The organism is Staphylococcus sp. HGB0015, assembly GCF_000411275.1.
Taxonomy (GTDB): domain Bacteria; phylum Bacillota; class Bacilli; order Staphylococcales; family Staphylococcaceae; genus Staphylococcus; species Staphylococcus schleiferi.
This window is the reverse complement of the sequence record NZ_KE150418.1, coordinates 928178-944501: the sequence shown is the minus strand read 5'-3', so window position 1 is coordinate 944501 and position 16324 is coordinate 928178. Positions and strand designations below refer to the sequence as shown.

Annotated in this window: 14 protein-coding genes and 1 riboswitch; of the genes, 4 read left to right on the top strand and 10 right to left on the bottom strand. The window is 36.3% G+C overall.

Annotation, left to right across the window (positions count from 1 at the left end; all coding sequences use genetic code 11):
• Positions 1–191: 191 nt before the first annotated feature.
• Positions 192–1064, bottom strand: coding sequence for a class IIb fructose-bisphosphate aldolase FdaB (fdaB, locus tag HMPREF1208_RS10905; protein ID WP_016426434.1), 873 nt, complete (start codon positions 1062–1064; stop codon positions 192–194).
• Between the two features lie 333 nt (positions 1065–1397).
• Between fdaB and HMPREF1208_RS10900 the strand changes: the two genes are divergently transcribed.
• The gene (locus HMPREF1208_RS10900) at positions 1398–1922 is read left to right on the top strand and encodes a DUF2529 family protein (protein ID WP_016426433.1); all 525 of its coding nucleotides are present in this window, start codon (positions 1398–1400) and stop codon (positions 1920–1922) included.
• Between the two features lie 87 nt (positions 1923–2009).
• On the opposite strand, the gene glpT is transcribed toward HMPREF1208_RS10900, so the two are convergent.
• The 4 genes from glpT to HMPREF1208_RS10880 form a co-directional block, all read right to left on the bottom strand.
• The gene (glpT, locus tag HMPREF1208_RS10895; RefSeq protein WP_016426432.1) at positions 2010–3368 is read right to left on the bottom strand and encodes a glycerol-3-phosphate transporter; all 1359 of its coding nucleotides are present in this window, start codon (positions 3366–3368) and stop codon (positions 2010–2012) included.
• Between the two features lie 267 nt (positions 3369–3635).
• Complete coding sequence (locus HMPREF1208_RS10890; RefSeq protein WP_016426431.1) at positions 3636–5249, bottom strand: CTP synthase; 1614 nt, start codon at positions 5247–5249, stop codon at positions 3636–3638.
• Between the two features lie 314 nt (positions 5250–5563).
• On the bottom strand, positions 5564–6100 hold the full coding sequence (gene rpoE / locus HMPREF1208_RS10885) for a DNA-directed RNA polymerase subunit delta (protein ID WP_016426430.1): 537 nt from the start codon (positions 6098–6100) through the stop codon (positions 5564–5566).
• 367 nt (positions 6101–6467) lie between these two features.
• Positions 6468–7331 (bottom strand): GNAT family N-acetyltransferase, encoded by an 864-nt coding sequence (locus tag HMPREF1208_RS10880; protein WP_016426429.1) that lies wholly within the window; start codon positions 7329–7331, stop codon positions 6468–6470.
• 304 nt (positions 7332–7635) lie between these two features.
• On the opposite strand from HMPREF1208_RS10880, the gene HMPREF1208_RS10875 reads away from it, so the two are divergent.
• Complete coding sequence (locus HMPREF1208_RS10875; protein ID WP_016426428.1) at positions 7636–9228, top strand: BCCT family transporter; 1593 nt, start codon at positions 7636–7638, stop codon at positions 9226–9228.
• Between the two features lie 199 nt (positions 9229–9427).
• Positions 9428–10231 (top strand): type II pantothenate kinase, encoded by an 804-nt coding sequence (gene coaW / locus HMPREF1208_RS10870; protein ID WP_016426427.1) that lies wholly within the window; start codon positions 9428–9430, stop codon positions 10229–10231.
• An 86-nt stretch (positions 10232–10317) separates the two neighbouring features.
• Here the strand turns inward: coaW and HMPREF1208_RS10865 are convergent, their stop codons facing one another.
• The 3 genes from HMPREF1208_RS10865 to HMPREF1208_RS10855 all read right to left on the bottom strand — a co-directional run bounded on the left by HMPREF1208_RS10865 (position 10318) and on the right by HMPREF1208_RS10855 (position 13522).
• Complete coding sequence (locus tag HMPREF1208_RS10865) at positions 10318–10989, bottom strand: DUF2750 domain-containing protein (RefSeq protein ID WP_016426426.1); 672 nt, start codon at positions 10987–10989, stop codon at positions 10318–10320.
• 124 nt (positions 10990–11113) lie between these two features.
• Positions 11114–12304, bottom strand: coding sequence for an L-aspartate--L-methionine ligase LdmS (gene ldmS, locus HMPREF1208_RS10860; protein WP_016426425.1), 1191 nt, complete (start codon positions 12302–12304; stop codon positions 11114–11116).
• On the bottom strand, positions 12305–13522 hold the full coding sequence (locus tag HMPREF1208_RS10855; RefSeq protein WP_051116774.1) for a M20 family metallopeptidase: 1218 nt from the start codon (positions 13520–13522) through the stop codon (positions 12305–12307).
• Between the two features lie 65 nt (positions 13523–13587).
• Positions 13588–13696, bottom strand: a riboswitch (SAM riboswitch).
• Between the two features lie 178 nt (positions 13697–13874).
• Between HMPREF1208_RS10855 and HMPREF1208_RS10850 the strand changes: the two genes are divergently transcribed.
• Positions 13875–14351 (top strand): S-ribosylhomocysteine lyase, encoded by a 477-nt coding sequence (locus HMPREF1208_RS10850; RefSeq protein WP_016426423.1) that lies wholly within the window; start codon positions 13875–13877, stop codon positions 14349–14351.
• Between the two features lie 124 nt (positions 14352–14475).
• On the opposite strand, the gene HMPREF1208_RS10845 is transcribed toward HMPREF1208_RS10850, so the two are convergent.
• Both HMPREF1208_RS10845 and HMPREF1208_RS10840 read right to left on the bottom strand, forming a co-directional pair.
• Positions 14476–14829 carry a DoxX family protein gene (locus tag HMPREF1208_RS10845; RefSeq protein ID WP_016426422.1) on the bottom strand — a complete coding sequence of 118 codons (354 nt, stop codon included), beginning with the start codon at positions 14827–14829 and terminating at the stop codon, positions 14476–14478.
• An 11-nt stretch (positions 14830–14840) separates the two neighbouring features.
• The gene (locus tag HMPREF1208_RS10840) at positions 14841–16142 is read right to left on the bottom strand and encodes a pyrimidine-nucleoside phosphorylase (RefSeq protein WP_016426421.1); all 1302 of its coding nucleotides are present in this window, start codon (positions 16140–16142) and stop codon (positions 14841–14843) included.
• Positions 16143–16324: the final 182 nt, after the last annotated feature.

The window sequence follows — 16324 nt, the reverse complement described above, 5'->3', positions numbered from 1 at the left end:
AATAAAAAGACGCTTTTGGAAGATAAATCTCGAAATAAATAGCGCTAAGATGACATTTCATGAAAATCACCTTAGCGCTTCGTTTTTATGATAAAACTTCGTATAGTATAACTTCGCTTTACGAGGGACAGTCTCAGCCTTGCCTCAACTAGTCACTCTAATTCTACTCATCAAAGGACGTTCGCAATAAATTACCCTTTGATGTTGTCGGCTTTGTTTGAAGTACCAAATTCTCTAATTTTACCAATAACTGTTTCTTTAATTGCTTCACGTGCAGGTCCTAAGTATTTACGTGGATCGTACACTTCTTTGTCTTGATCTAATACTTCGCGAACACGTTTCGCTGAAGCAATTTGGTTTTCAGTATTCACATTAATTTTAGCTGTTCCAAAAGAAATCGCCTTTTTAATATCATGTGTAGGAATACCTGTACCACCATGTAAAACTAATGGTAAACCAGTAGAAACTCCAATTTCTTCCATTTCTTTAAAGCCTAAGTTAGGTTCGCCTTTGTAAGGTCCGTGTACTGAGCCTAATGCAGGCGCTAATGTGTCAATACCTGTCGCTTTAACTAAGTTTTGACATTCGATTGGATCTGCATAAATCACGCCATCAGCTACAACGTCATCTTCCTGGCCACCTACAGTACCTAATTCAGCTTCAACAGAAACACCACGTTCATGTGCATATTCAACTACTTTAGAAGTAATTGCTACGTTATCTTCAAATGATTCATGTGAAGCATCAATCATAACTGAAGTAAAACCAGCATCAATTGCTTCTTTACATTTGTCAAAACTTGAACCATGGTCTAAGTGAATAGCCACTGGAATTGTGATTTGGTAGTCATGTAATAGTCCCTCAACCATTTTGACAACTGTGTAAAAACCACCCATATATCTAGCTGCACCTTCTGAAACACCAAGAATAACAGGTGCATTTTCTTCTTGTGAAGCTTGTAAGATAGCTTGTGTAAATTCCAAGTTGTTTAGGTTATATTGCCCAACTGCATAACCATTTTCTTTTGCATCGATTAACATTTCTTTCATTGAAACTAAAGGCATGAAAGTTCCTCCTTGCGTGCAATGCGCACGTTTATTTATAACTACAGTATAGCAAAACCCACCCTTGAATGCATCGTCAAATCAAGCTAAATTTGTGAAAAAAATCGTAATTTCAAATGTAAACGCATCCATTGGCATCACTTGATTTGAGACGCCTTTCAAACATCAAATTTCAACATCAATCATCACCTCATATGCGCATCAAAGATATTTGAATGAAAACAACGGATTATTATAAAATAAGAAGGCAGATGAACGAGGTACAAATGCGCATAATAGATATTTGTTCTAAAATATACGTACATGATTCATCAACTAAGGAGGACTTTCATAATGTCAAAAATGCTGACAACACAATTAACAGTTGTCTTTAACCGCTTAGATGACCAAGCGCTTGATATTCAAATGGCGGCTCAAAGTCTTATTCAAGCTATTGGTGGTGAAGGACATGTTTATATTAAAGGGTATGGCGATTTGAAATGTTTCGAGCCATACATATTAAACAGCTTTGAAAAGTTACAATCAAGTTTACCATTAAAAGACGATGCCACTTTTGAACAGCTTGATTCAACAGATCGCGTCTTACTCTTTGGTGCAGAATTTAGTGAAGAAATGGCAAGTGACTTAGCTCGCTTATTGAAAAATGACCGAGACGTCGTTGTCATCACTAATAAACCTAAAAATCAAGATTTACCAGATCAAATGATGCACTTTATCAATCTTTCTACGCCACGTCCGATTGTATATACGGAAGATTATGATAAAGTCGTGACACCTCATCTTATGGCACTTAACTATGTATATTATGAAATATACACACAAATGATTGAGATGATTCGTGATTTAGACTTAGCTTAAATAAAAATGAGATGACAGCGATTGAACAAAGTTATATGATAATTCCTTTGTCCAAAAACTGTACATCTCATTTTTTAATAAATTCGATTAATGTACGACTTCTTGACCACGCTTATTCCATGTAAATATAAAGCTAATCATCGCTAGAATGCTGATGATTGTGAGTAAAATAAAGCCCGCACTCCAACCAAGATGGTCAACAACAGCCCCCATCACAATATTAGCCATTACCGCACCACCTAAATAACCAAATAAGCCTGTCAAACCTGCTGCAGTTCCAGCAGCCTTTTTCGGTACATAATCTAACGCTTGTAAACCAATTAACATGACAGGACCGTAAATAAGAAAACCAATCGTGACAAGCGCTAAGTTGTCAACAAGTGGATTTCCAGGTGGGTTTAACCAATATACAACCACAGCGATCGTCACACCAATCATAAAGATAAAACCTGCTGGGCCTCGACGCCCTTTAAAGACTTTATCTGAAAGCCATCCACAAATTAAGGTTCCAGGAATACCTGCCCATTCATATAAGAAATAAGCCCATCCTGAGCCTTTCATATCGAAGTGTTTCACTTCACTTAAATATAAAGGCGCCCAGTCTAACACACCATAACGCACAAAGTAGACAAAGATATTAGCCACTGCAATAATCCAAACCCACTTATTATTTAAGACATATTTAAACAAAATTTCTTTTGTCGTGAGTTCTGTTTCAAAAGTTTCTTTTTGATGAGTCGGATAGTCATCTCGATACGCTTCTATTGGTGGCAAACCTACAGATTGTGGTGTATCTCGAATAAGTAAATAAGCTATCAAGGCAATGATAATGGCTAATATAGCTGGATAAATAAAGGCGCCTTCAAACCCTTTTAAATAACCAAAACTCAACGTACCGGTTAAATATATACCTAGCAAAGCGATTGGCGCCATCAATCCGCCACCCACATTGTGCGCGACATTCCATATGGCAGTCTTACTTCCCCTTTCACTCACACTAAACCAATGGACAAGTACACGCCCTGATGGTGGCCAACCCATACCTTGAAACCAACCATTTAAAAATAACATCAAAAACATCATAGTGACACTAGAGGTCAAAGCAGGAATGAATCCCATCAATAAGTTAACAATAGCAGTCAATAATAATCCCAATGTTAAAAATGTGCGTGCGTTACTACGATCACTGACAGTTCCCATAACAAATTTACTGATGCCATATGCGATAGAAATCGCAGACAAAGCAAATCCTAACTCCGCTTTAGTAAACCCCATTTCAGATAGATAAGGCATCGCAATGGAAAAGTTTTTACGTAATAAGTAATAACCTGCATAACCAATGAATATCCCTAAAAATACTTGCCGTCTCATTTTACGATATGTATCATCTTGCAGTTCACTAGCAATTGGTTTGACGTGTGCAGGTGGCTTTAAAAATTGAAACATAAGCGAACCCCCTTGATTTTTATTAATATTTTGTTAATTTTATGTAAATTTTATTAACAAACACATCTTTTGTCAAACCTATTTTTGCTTGATGTGACAATATTGTAATCGCTTTCTCTACTTTTGCTTTAAAACCTATTAAAAAAGGTGTAGGACCTTGAAATCAAATCGATTTCTGTCCCACACCTATTGCAAGTTTTATTTCTAACCTATGGCTCTTATTATTTATAAATCGTTACCGTTAAGCGCTATCCGCAGTCAATGTCTTTATTGCACACGATTTTGTTGTTGAATTGCCGCTTCAATAAATGATTTGAAGATCGGTTGCGGACGATTAGGTCTTGATAAAAATTCTGGATGGAATTGGCAAGCAATAAAAAATGGATGATTTTCAAGTTCTACCATTTCAACTAAGCGACCATCTGGGCTTGTTCCAGAAAAAATCATACCCGCTTCTTCAAGTTGTGCTCTAAATTCATTATTAAATTCATAGCGATGACGATGGCGTTCTTCTACAGATGTTTGTCCGTAAATCTCATTCGCTAATGACCCTTCTTTGATGCTACAAGGGTATAAACCTAAGCGCAATGTCCCACCTAAATCCTCAATATCTTTTTGTTCAGGTAATAAGTCAATTACCGGATAAGGTGTGTTCGGGTCAAGTTCAGTTGAATGGGCATCTTTTAAGCCGACAACGTGACGTGCATACTCAACTGTTGCGAGTTGCATTCCTAAACAAATGCCGAAGAATGGAATTTGTTGTTCACGTGCGTATTTAATCGCTGAAATTTTACCTTCGCTTGCACGGAAACCAAAGCCACCAGGTACAAGAATACCGTCAACATCACTTAAGTAGTCAGCTGCATTTTCATCAGTGACTTCACTCGAGTCAATCCAGCGAATGTCTATATCTTTCATAAACGGATAACCTGCATGTTTGAGAGATTCAACAACAGATAAATAAGCATCTTGTAATGCTACATATTTACCTACTAAAGCAATTTTTACTTTTCCTTCTAAATGATTAACAACTTGAATAAGATGATTCCATTCATCTAATTGTGTATCTCGTTGCGCCTCTAATCCTAAACGTTCAATTACAAGATCATCCATGTTTTGATGGCTTAACTGCAATGGAATTTCATAAAGAGATTCAGCATCTCGACATTCAATGACACTTTCTTTATTTATATCACAGAACAAAGCAATTTTATCTTTTAACTCTTGTCCCATTTCATACTCAGTACGTACTACAATAAGATCAGGTTGGATACCCAATCCACGTAATTCTTTAACACTATGTTGTGTCGGCTTCGTTTTCATTTCACCAGCCGCTTTAATGTAAGGAAGTAATGTACAGTGTACATACATCACATTTTCGCGCCCTAAATCACTTTTGATTTGACGAATTGCTTCAATGAAAGGCAGTGACTCAATGTCCCCTGTTGTCCCACCAATTTCTGTAATAACAACGTCTGCATTTGTACTTTCACCAGCAAGTAATAAACGTGACTTAATTTCATTTGTAATATGTGGAATTACTTGCACGGTTCCACCAAGATAATCACCGCGGCGCTCTTTTTGCAAGACATGTGAGTATACCTTTCCTGCTGTTACGTTAGAATATTGATTTAAATTAATATCAATAAAACGTTCATAATGGCCTAAATCTAAATCCGTTTCAGCCCCATCATCTGTTACGAATACTTCACCATGCTGATAAGGGCTCATTGTACCCGGATCCACGTTTAAATAAGGGTCAAATTTTTGTATCGTTACTTTTAATCCTCTATCTTTAAGTAATCGACCCAGTGAAGCTGCTGTAATCCCTTTACCTAACGAAGAAACTACACCGCCAGTCACAAATATAAATTTTGTCATTTTTTTATTTCCTCCTCATTGATCATCAGAAATGCTTTCCAAATATTAGGGGGTGGATCTGAATATAAAATGTTTAGCTTGATTAAAAACATTTTAACCCTAATCATTCTTATGAAATTAAAAAAAGTTCCCGCTCACAATGGTATTATTGTAAGGGGAACCTCAACGTTTACTTATATTAAATGTCCAACTTAATACTTAAGTTTAAGACATTAACGTCTCGTTTATTTATCTGTCCTAATTAAAGGAGCCCGAATAAAATTTTATCACTTTGACATGAAAAGTCAATCATCTTTCTTGCATAAATGAGTGAATTAAAATTCTTCTTCGTCCTCTTCTTCTTCATCCTCATCATCGTATGTTTCATCGATTTCTTCTTCATCATCTTCAACAACTAAATCAGAATCTTCAATTTCATCTTCTACACGTTCATCTTCAGGGTCAGCAAGGCCTTCTTGATCATCTGTATGATTTGGAATATTGATATCACCTTCAGGATCGTCTTCACCTAATAATGTAAGGTTTTTATCTTCTTCATCATCTTCATCAAGAATATCGAATTTTTGAATTGTTGGCGCTATTTTTTCTTCAATGTCATCTACTGAATACCAGTCACGTAAGCCCCAAATATTATCACCGACGCTTAAAAAACGACCGTCTGTATTCAAATCAGTATAAAATTGAACGATACGATCTTCAATTTGATCGTCTTCGTAATGTCCGATACGTTTAAATTCATCAATAATATCATACAAATTCATTGTTTGATTTTGTTCACTCAATAACGTATAGGCCATATCAATAAATGATTTTTCATCCACCATCTCTTGTGTATAATCTTGTAATTTCATCAGCATATCTTCCTTTCAAAGGTTCGCATTTCTATTTATTCAATGACTCAAACACTTTCTTTCATCTTTAAAGGAAATCGCGTATCGTTGCCGTTCTCCCTTTTAACTCTTTCGTGTCAAAACCGTTGTGCATGCGTTGCAACATTGGTGTTTTAACACTGACATTAACAAAAGTAAATTATAAATCACTCAACGTCATTTCGCAATATGTTCAATCACATTTTCCATGACTTCGGTCTTATATCTTCTTTTTGTCATTTTACGCAACTAGAATGCAGTCATCAATAAAATTTAAAGTGTGAATTTTCAACATCGATTTGCATATGCTTCATTCATGAACATAGCATTCGTCCGTGACGTTTTAATCCTAATAGTTAATATACTTTTCTAACGTAGTATAATCTTCTGTTGATAGCGTTTCAACAAAATTACTTTTTTCAAACAATGTTTTTAATTGATGATTTGGACCAAATAATGTGATTTCGATAACCTTAATCTTTTGATTTTGTTTACGAACATATGTCGCTAATTGACGTAATGCACTTTGCGCAATACCTGTGTCTCGATATGCATCATTTACGTAAAGTGCTCGTATGATTAATCTTTGATCAAACTGTTCAATCGCAATAAAACCTACTTTTTGATGATCAAGAACAAGATCAACTACCTCAATTGTGCCTTCTTCGGATGATGCGCTCTGTTTTAATTTTAACGATGATACATATTTAGAATCTAAATCTAAATAGTACAGACGTTCTTTCCCAATGGGCCCTTCTTCTTTCGTAGCCGTATGGATAGAACCTGCACGTTCATAAACATTCCAAGCCGCCTCATTCTCTGCATCAACAACCAAATATAAATGGTTGAAATCTGGAAAAATAGTTTGGACATATTCTGGCAAAGTCATCATCATTTTAGTACCGTAACCATGGCCTTGATATGCTTCATTGATGGATAATGAACGCACATAAATGACTTCTTTAGGTGTATCGTAGCCTTCATGTTGATAATGTTGATGTAATACAAAGAAACCAATCACTTCATTTTGATCATTTAAAACGATATTTGCTTCTCTATTTTTATCTTCTAATGCATCATCTAAAACTTCTTTGGGTAAAGAAGAATAGATTCGTTGACGTTCACTTAATTTAAAATGATAGAGTGCATCTCGGTATTGCTCTTCAAATAATTGTATAGTAATATCATCAAAGCGCTTACTTTTTTGGGTCATTTTTTACCATCCCTTTACATTTTCCTAATACTTATGTTGACACATTTGGTAACGTTCAAACAAGTTTTTAGAGGAAATGTAGTATAAAAATAACAAAAGCCAGCGCGTTATGATGAATGGATTATCGCTGCTGGAATGTTATTTCATTTATATATTGATAAGGCATTAAAATAATGACTCGCAAAGATATTTGTAGTTACATTGAGTTTAAATCTAACTTCTCTCAATAAAGATTATCTTTGTAAAAGGTGAAACAATCTGTCAGCACTCAGTTTTATGCGCGTAAAATTTGAAAGGGGATATTATGGGAAATCATAAGAGTACTAAAGAAAAAAATCGGAATATTGTGTATATTGTTTCTTTCACAATTATTTTGATTCTCACATTACTTGCAGCCATCTTTCCAAAGACATTTGGTGCATATGCACAGCATACATATGACATATTGGCACTTAATTTTGGTTGGTTATTTCTAATTATTGTGTTTGTTTTAGATGTGTTTTTAATCTTTTTAGCTATTTCAAGATATGGCCGATTTAAATTAGGTCGCGATTATGAAGAACCTGAATTTTCATTTATTTCATGGATTGGTATGTTGTTCTCAGCAGGTTTAGGTGTAGGTATCGTCTTTTGGGGTGTAGCAGAACCCTTAACACATTATTTGCATTCTCCATTTCCAAAAGCTGTTAAAGGGCAGACTGTTGAATCAGCTCGACTCGCGATGGGTTATACCTTCTTCCATTGGGGCATCTCACAATGGTCTATCTTTGCAATGAGTGGTTTAATTGTTGCTTATTTCCAATTTCGAAAAAGTCGAGACGGCTTAATTTCTACTGCAATGGAACCCGTTTTCGGTGAGACTTACCGACGTCCTTTCCGAAATATTATCGATATTTTAGCGATTATTGCGACTGTAATGGGAATCGCAACATCGATTGGACTGGGAATACTACAAATTGCAGGTGGCCTTAATCACGTTTTCAAAGTACCTAACACATCATTAACTTTAATTTTAATTACATTATTGATGACGATTATTTTTCTGGGTTCAGCTTTAACAGGCATCAATCGAGGTGTGAAGTGGCTAAGTAATCTAAATATTATCGTTGGTGCCATCTTACTCTTGTTTATTTTTATTTTTGGTGATTTACGCTTTATTGTCGAAACTTTTACGGTTTCAATTGGGGATTATATTTCTCACTTTGTGCAATATAGCTTAAGAATGGATCCGTATTCTGGAGATAATTCTTGGATTCAGAAATGGACAGTTTTCTATTGGGCATGGGTTATTTCTTGGTCTCCTTTTATTGGTGGCTTCGTTGCCCGTGTGTCAAGAGGACGTACCATTCGAGAGTTTGTTATTGGTGTGCTTATCATTCCACCATGTATTTCATTCGCATGGATTTCAGGATTCGGAGGCACTGCAATTAACTGGGCACTCCACCACAATGACGGTATCGAAAAAATAGTGGATAAAGATTATACAGTCGCGTTATTTGAATTATTAAGCAAGTTTCCTCTACATGAGGTGACAAGTGCATTGGCCATCATTCTTATTTTTACATTTATTGTTACCAGTGCCGACTCGACAACACATATCGTATCAGGAATGGCAACAGGCGGTGTAGAAAATCCTAAACGGAAGCATAAATTGGTCTGGGGTATTTTAATTGGTGCAATCTCTGTTTCTCTCACTGTTGCGGGAGGCTTAACAAGTTTACAAACTGCATCCGTTGTAACAGGATTACCTTTTTCGATTATTCTGTTTCTTATGATTTTTTCATTGATGAATGCATTGCGTCGTGAACCAACTAAATATTTCAAAATGACGCACATTGATGATGATAAAGATTTTTCAAGAACAATAGAAGATCGGGAACGAGATCATGAAATGTAATCAAAGCTTTCTTTAATGAAGCCAATCTCATTTGTGCATACCTCAATAATGGACGAGGTTGGGAACACACGCCCAACTTCGTCCTTTTATTGCTTACACTCTCATTTATTTTAAAATTAAACTTTGAATTAACGCTTGTAATTTTGTCATTATCGTATAGTATATATTGGTGATAAACAAAAATTCGAGGTGACTAATCATGCGTATTGGCATAGATGCTGGCGGTACTTTGATAAAAATTGCAATAGAAAATGAGGGCGAACGATCATTTAAGGTCTATCAGACAACAGAACTAGAAACCGTTGCTGAATGGTTGAATCAACAGCCTTGCCAGGATATACATATTACAGGAGGAAACGCGAAAACTTTAAGTGAGCATTTAACATGTAATGCGCAAACATATATCGAATTTGACGCTGCGGCTCGAGGCGTTCAGCTCTTTTTAGAAGAACAAGGTATTCATATTGATCGATACATTTTCACAAATGTAGGGACTGGCACATCACTTCATTTAACAGACGGCTTAGAACAAGAACGCGTAGGTGGTATAGGTACAGGGGGCGGCATGATTCAAGGATTGGGTTATCTCCTCACTGGTATTACTGAATATGCCACATTAACGAATCTCGCATTAAAAGGGAATCGTGACATCATCGACTTGAAAGTGAAGCATATTTATAAAAATGATACCCCGCCTATATCTGGAGAACTTACTGCTGCTAATTTTGGTCATGTCTTGTTAAATATCGATCAAAACTTCACGGATGCTGATAAACTTGCTTCCGTTATCGGTGTCGTTGGTGAAAGCATTACAACTGTAGCCATTCATGTCGCAAGAGAACATCAAGTGAAAGATGTGGTCTATATTGGTTCATCATTTCATGATAATCCACTTTTACAACAAGTGGTCACTGATTATACAGTATTGAGAGGTTTCAACCCTCACTATTTAAAAAATGGTGCCTTTTCTGGCGCATTAGGCACGTTATACTTATCCCATTAATTCATTTAAAAAAACGCAGATTAGAAACATGGCTTCTAATCTGCGTTTATTTATGAATAGGTCAAAATTGATAACGATATACGTTATTAAAAAGTTAGTTCATTCGCAAGTTTCTGCGCCGAAACAATCGTACCTACGACTCCCGGCTTGACATCAATAGCTACATATCGATTATCATCACGTAGCTCATCTAACCATTCCGCAAAAACTTCCCCTTCTACATCAATCAATTCAAAGGTCTCAAAATCTTCTTCTGCCACTTTTTCTGCACGTTTATTTAAACTCCATACTGGCATAAAGTACGATTGATCAAAATTATCGTTCTCATCATATACAATCATAAACTGTTTGTTGTCCTTTTGGCTCAAACCGTATACAGTGTCACTTTTAGCAACATCTTGTACAAATTCACGGATACGAATGTTATCTAAATCAGTCATCAAGTCACTAACCACTTCGATAATTCGAATCTCATGGCCTTGCGCGCGATCTGTCACATTGACGAGTGCTTCATCTTCTTCGTCAAACATATCATCAAGTTCATAAGTCGCAAACTGATCAATATCCATCGCTTTAATTTTGTCATAGGCCACACCGGATGTTTCTAAGTAGGTTTTCGCTAAAGATTCACGTGTCCAAAAACAAAATAATGGCTTCCCATTATGACTATGCTTAATAATCTTTTTATCTTTAACAGCGATGAAAAACTGTTCATTGGTTAATATATCTTTATAAAAGCGTTCGTTTTTGTAAGACATGACTCTGCTCCTTTTTCTCAACTCAAAATGTATCTCGAATACAAGTCTCTCACTTCTATCCGGTCATCAAACTTGATTTGATTTCTCTATATAACCAATATATCATACATCAAAGTAGAATTGTTTATAGCCCCGCCATTTCTATAAATTGTTGCTCATATGCTCGAATGTCTGCTTCACTATCAGCATGCCAAATACATGCAAATCTTGAATTGACATGTTGATCTTCATACCAATCTCCATCGTAATAGGATAAAGGATATAAAACACCTTGCTCTACAAAGGAAGAAATGGCATTAAAGAACCGTTCATTATCTCCATTTGCAAAGTAACTATAAAACTTGTGATGCTTGCCGGTTAATTGTGGTTCTAGCAAGAGCATACTCGTCGAACCATTTTGCCGGAAATTTAAATCTATCGCATATACGTCGCCTTCAGCATCCACAAGAATATCGAATCCAGCAATACCGATAAATCCTTGAGAAACACCATTTTCCATTATTTTCCGGCCTGCTTCGATTACTTTTTCAGGTACCTCTAAAGCATTCACATTGCCATTATAAAAACCATATTCATTTGTTAATTGTTTCGCTGCACCGAGGTATATAATACCTTCATCAGGATGCCAAGCGTACTGCACACAATAGTTATCCACCGCTTCGATACATTGCTCAATGATCAACGTTTTCGTCGCTTCTTGTGCTTTTTCTACACGGGCAATCGCTTCGTTTAATTCTTGCTCGTTATAACATATCATCACGCCATAGCCTCCAGCAGTAGGTAAATCATCCCCAGGCTTTATTACAACTGGAAGTGACCAAGATTGAATGGCTGACTTAAAATTTTCATATGTTACGATTTCGCGTTTTGGTAAAAACTGATTCTGAGTCCATTTTGGAATTAATGACTTATTATTCAACTCAACAAATAATTTTTTATCCATAGCATAGTGTGCTGCATCAACAATCGAGTCGTCATGAACATATTGAAAATAAATCTGACGTTCTTCGACAGTTGCCAAATGTTTCAGTGCACCTTCATAACTCTCTTGGTCTCTAAATGTGATGACATTATCCGGTATGGATCGTCCAATCATTTGAAAAAGCTGTGCTAATTTATGTGTCACACTCGCTTCATGAACGATGACTGGTAAATTGGCAATCAACAACTCTCTCCCAGTTAAAAAGTTGGATTGATGTTCATCTGGTTCTAACCAAGGATTGGAAACATAAGAAGGTCTAGAAGTATAGACCACGTTTGTTTCATAAATATCACCCATTGTTAAGCGGGGTGCGTGATTATTTTGTACCGTCATTTATAACTTCTCCCTTTTAATTTGATGCTCCTTTTGAATTGTAGCTAAGAGATCTCTATCTTGAATTAATGTAGCCCCCATTAATGCAATGATCTTTGCACCTCTTATCAGTGCTTTATCCCCCATTGGACTTGCAGCAGCTTCTCTAAATCGATGGGTATGCCCCACCAAGCTTCTTGGCCCAATTTTGACATGTGGGTGTATCGTTGGTACAACATGGCTGACATTCCCCGTGTCCGTTGAACCATACCCAAAATCATCATGACTTACCTCTTCCCCTAGTTCTGTTGCATATTGTTCAAATAACAAATCGAGTTCTGGTGATTTCACAAACTCATTGACGCCATTTTGAATAGGCTCAAACTCAAAATCACAACTCATTTGTATCGCTGCCCCCTTAGCGATATCATGAACACGTCCAGTGAGAACATCCAATTCCTTTCGTGTCGTCGCACGCGTATAAAAACGTGCATGTGTGAAATCTGGAATGATATTCGCGGCCTTGCCACCATCTAAAATTACGCCATGTACGCGCTCAGTCTTTTTAATATGCTGACGAATTTGTGCAACACCATTAAAAAAACTAATCATCGCATCTAAAGCGTTACGTGCTTCATAAGCATTCTCTGAAGCATGCGCACTTTTACCATAAAATTTAATATCTAGTACATCTACCGCAAGTGTGTGATTGGTTGGATATGTTTCATTACCTGGATGTACCATTAACGCAACATCTACATCGTCAAATATGCCTTCTTTAACATAACTCGCTTTGGCACTTCCATTTTCTCCGCCTTCTTCAGCTGGGCAACCGAAGATGACGACTTTCCCACCGATTTCTTCGACGACCTGCTTAAGTGCTGTACCTGCTAAGACACTCGCTGTACCGATAATGTTATGACCACAGGCATGACCTAATCCTGGAAGTGCATCATATTCAGCAAGATAGCTGATTGTAGGCCCTTCCTTTGCCGATTCATAAGTGGCTATAAATCCAGTTGAATGACCTGCAATGTCGCGCTCAACTTCGAAACCACACTCAATTAAATGATCAATGAGCAATCTCGAAGCAAATAACTCTTCATTTCCAATCTCAGGTCTTTCATGAATTTGATGACTCATATCAATGTATTTCAATCTGTTGTTATCTATATAATCTAAAATCCGTTGTCTCACTGATACCAAATTAAAACTCCTTCCAAACAAAAAAGTTATCATCCTATACTATCAACACATATGTTTTCAAGTGTGGTTGATGTACGCCGGTGATAACATCTTTGTCGTTTTTATCTTTCAGCCCATTATAGACTGTTGGATTTAGCACCTTTATCGCTTTACGATGAGGTTGCAGGGCTTCGTAGGGCCAATTCCCTCCACCACTCTTGATAAATATTTATTAAATTTGTACTTATTTTATCGGATTTAGGACAATTTGTCATGTATTTTTTACAGATAAATCAAAAATTTCTATCTTATTTTTTGTATAACTGAGTAATTAGCTCAGTTTTTTTACTTTCAATCATCCTAATTTGTGTTAAAATGAAATTACACATGAAGGAGGTTTGTACAAATGCCAAAAATGAACGTTGAAAGTTTTAACTTGGATCACACTAAAGTGGTTGCGCCTTATATTCGCTTGGCTGGTAAAATGAAAGGAATTAACGGAGATGAAATTTATAAATATGACATTCGTTTCAAGCAGCCAAATAAAGCGCACATGGACATGCCTGGATTGCATTCTCTAGAGCATTTGATGGCTGAGAATATTAGAAACCATACAGATAAAGTGGTTGATTTAAGTCCGATGGGTTGCCAAACTGGTTTTTATGTTTCTTTTATCAATCATGATGATTATGACGATGTATTAAATATTATTGAAAAAACAATACAAGATGTACTTGAGGCAAAAGAAGTTCCTGCTTGCAATGAATTACAATGTGGTTGGGCTGCTTCACATTCTTTAGAGGGCGCTCAAGCAATTGCACAATCATTTTTAGATAAACGTGACCAATGGCATGATGTTTTTGGAACAGGTGCACACGTATAAATATAAAGTCACGTTTTAAAATAGAATGACGATATGAAAATAATGATAAATCGCTTTGACTGAACAAAAGGCATTCCAAATTGTGTGTGATACACAACTTGAAATGCCTTTTTAAAGTTTACAATTATAATTTTTTAATGAGATACATGAAAAGGAATTGAAGCGGTAGTCTACCGTATCTTGCCGTGTCTGATAATTCTTTATCACCAAGCGGCAATCGACGTCGTGCCATATAAATATTTGCTGGAAAAACAGATAATAAGAAATAGTTAATCCAACGTTTCAATGCATCAGATGGACGCGCCAAAAGTAGCTTTATGCCTATCCATATTTCACATACGCCTGTAACTAGCACAGCAGCCTTTTTGAATGGTAAATAATGAGGTACAATATTTCTGAATCGACGTTCTCTCGTAAAATGTAAAACACCAATAATCAAAAATCCAATACCTATTAAAATGCGACCTACTTTTTTCATCTCAACACCCTTTATTCAGTAATGATAGTATGAATTAATTTCGGCTGTGATGCTTGTTCTAAGATTGTAATATTATCATACAATTTTTCTTTTACTGCTTCAACATCCTGTGTATTCGCATGAATCGTTAATAGAGATTCTCCTTCTTCGACACGGTCACCTATTTTTTTATTCAAAACGAGTCCTACAGCAAGATCAATCTCATCTTCTTTCGTTTGGCGTCCTGCCCCTAACATCATAGATGCAATACCAATTTCATTTGCAATCATTTCTGCAACAACACCAGATTGTTTTGCAGGTAATTCGAATTGATATTGTGCTGTTGGCAATTGTGATGGATCATCAACGATAGTTGCGTCGCCACCTTGATTACTTAAAAATGTTTTGAATTTCTCTAAGGCTTTACCATTTTCAATGACTTCTTTTAACATTTCGCGTGCTTCTTCTAAATTGCTCGCTTTTTGAGCTAATACCACCATTTGTGAACCGAGTGTCAAAACAAGTTCGGTTAAATCTTCTGGTCCTTCTCCTTTTAACGTGTCAATCGCTTCTTTTAATTCTAAAGCATTCCCGATTGCAAAGCCGAGAGGTTGACTCATGTCAGAAATGATTGCCATTGTTTGACGTCCCACTTGATTTCCAATTTTAACCATCGCATGTGCTAAAGCTTCTGCATCTTCCACTGTTTTCATAAAGGCACCATTACCTGTTTTAACATCAAGTACAATCGCATCCGCACCTGCAGCAATCTTCTTACTCATAATTGAAGATGCAATTAAAGGAATTGAATTCACTGTACCTGTAACATCGCGCAAAGCATAGATTTTTTTATCAGCTGGTGTCAGATTACCTGTTTGACCTATTACAGCCACATGATCTTCATTCACAAGTCGTACAAATTCATCTTCAGATATTTCAACATGGAATCCTTTAACTGATTCCAATTTATCTATCGTACCGCCTGTATGACCTAAACCACGTCCACTCATTTTAGCTACAGGAACATCTAACGCAGCAACTAACGGTGCCAATACAAGCGTCGTTGTATCACCCACGCCTCCAGTTGAATGCTTGTCGACTTTGATGCCTTCTATATTTGAAAGATCAATTTGATCTCCAGAAGCGACCATTGCCATCGTTAAATCTGCACGCTCTTCATCTGACATATCTTGAAAGAAAATTGCCATCGCTAAACTAGACATTTGATAATCAGGAATCTCCCCATTTGTGTAACCGTTTACAAAGAATTGTATTTCTTCCTTTGTAAGCGTATGTCCATCGCGTTTCTTTGCAATAATATCTACCATTCTCATGGTCATTCCTCATTTCTATATGGATTTTTATTTTTTACAATATGTTTGAATTTACCTTTATTATAAACCAAAATCTATCTATTGGTAAAACCAAATCATTATCGAGATACGGACTTAAATAAGCTTATCAAAGAAGCGACAACATGCGGTCTAATCGTTGATGAACCTATTACACCTCTGCT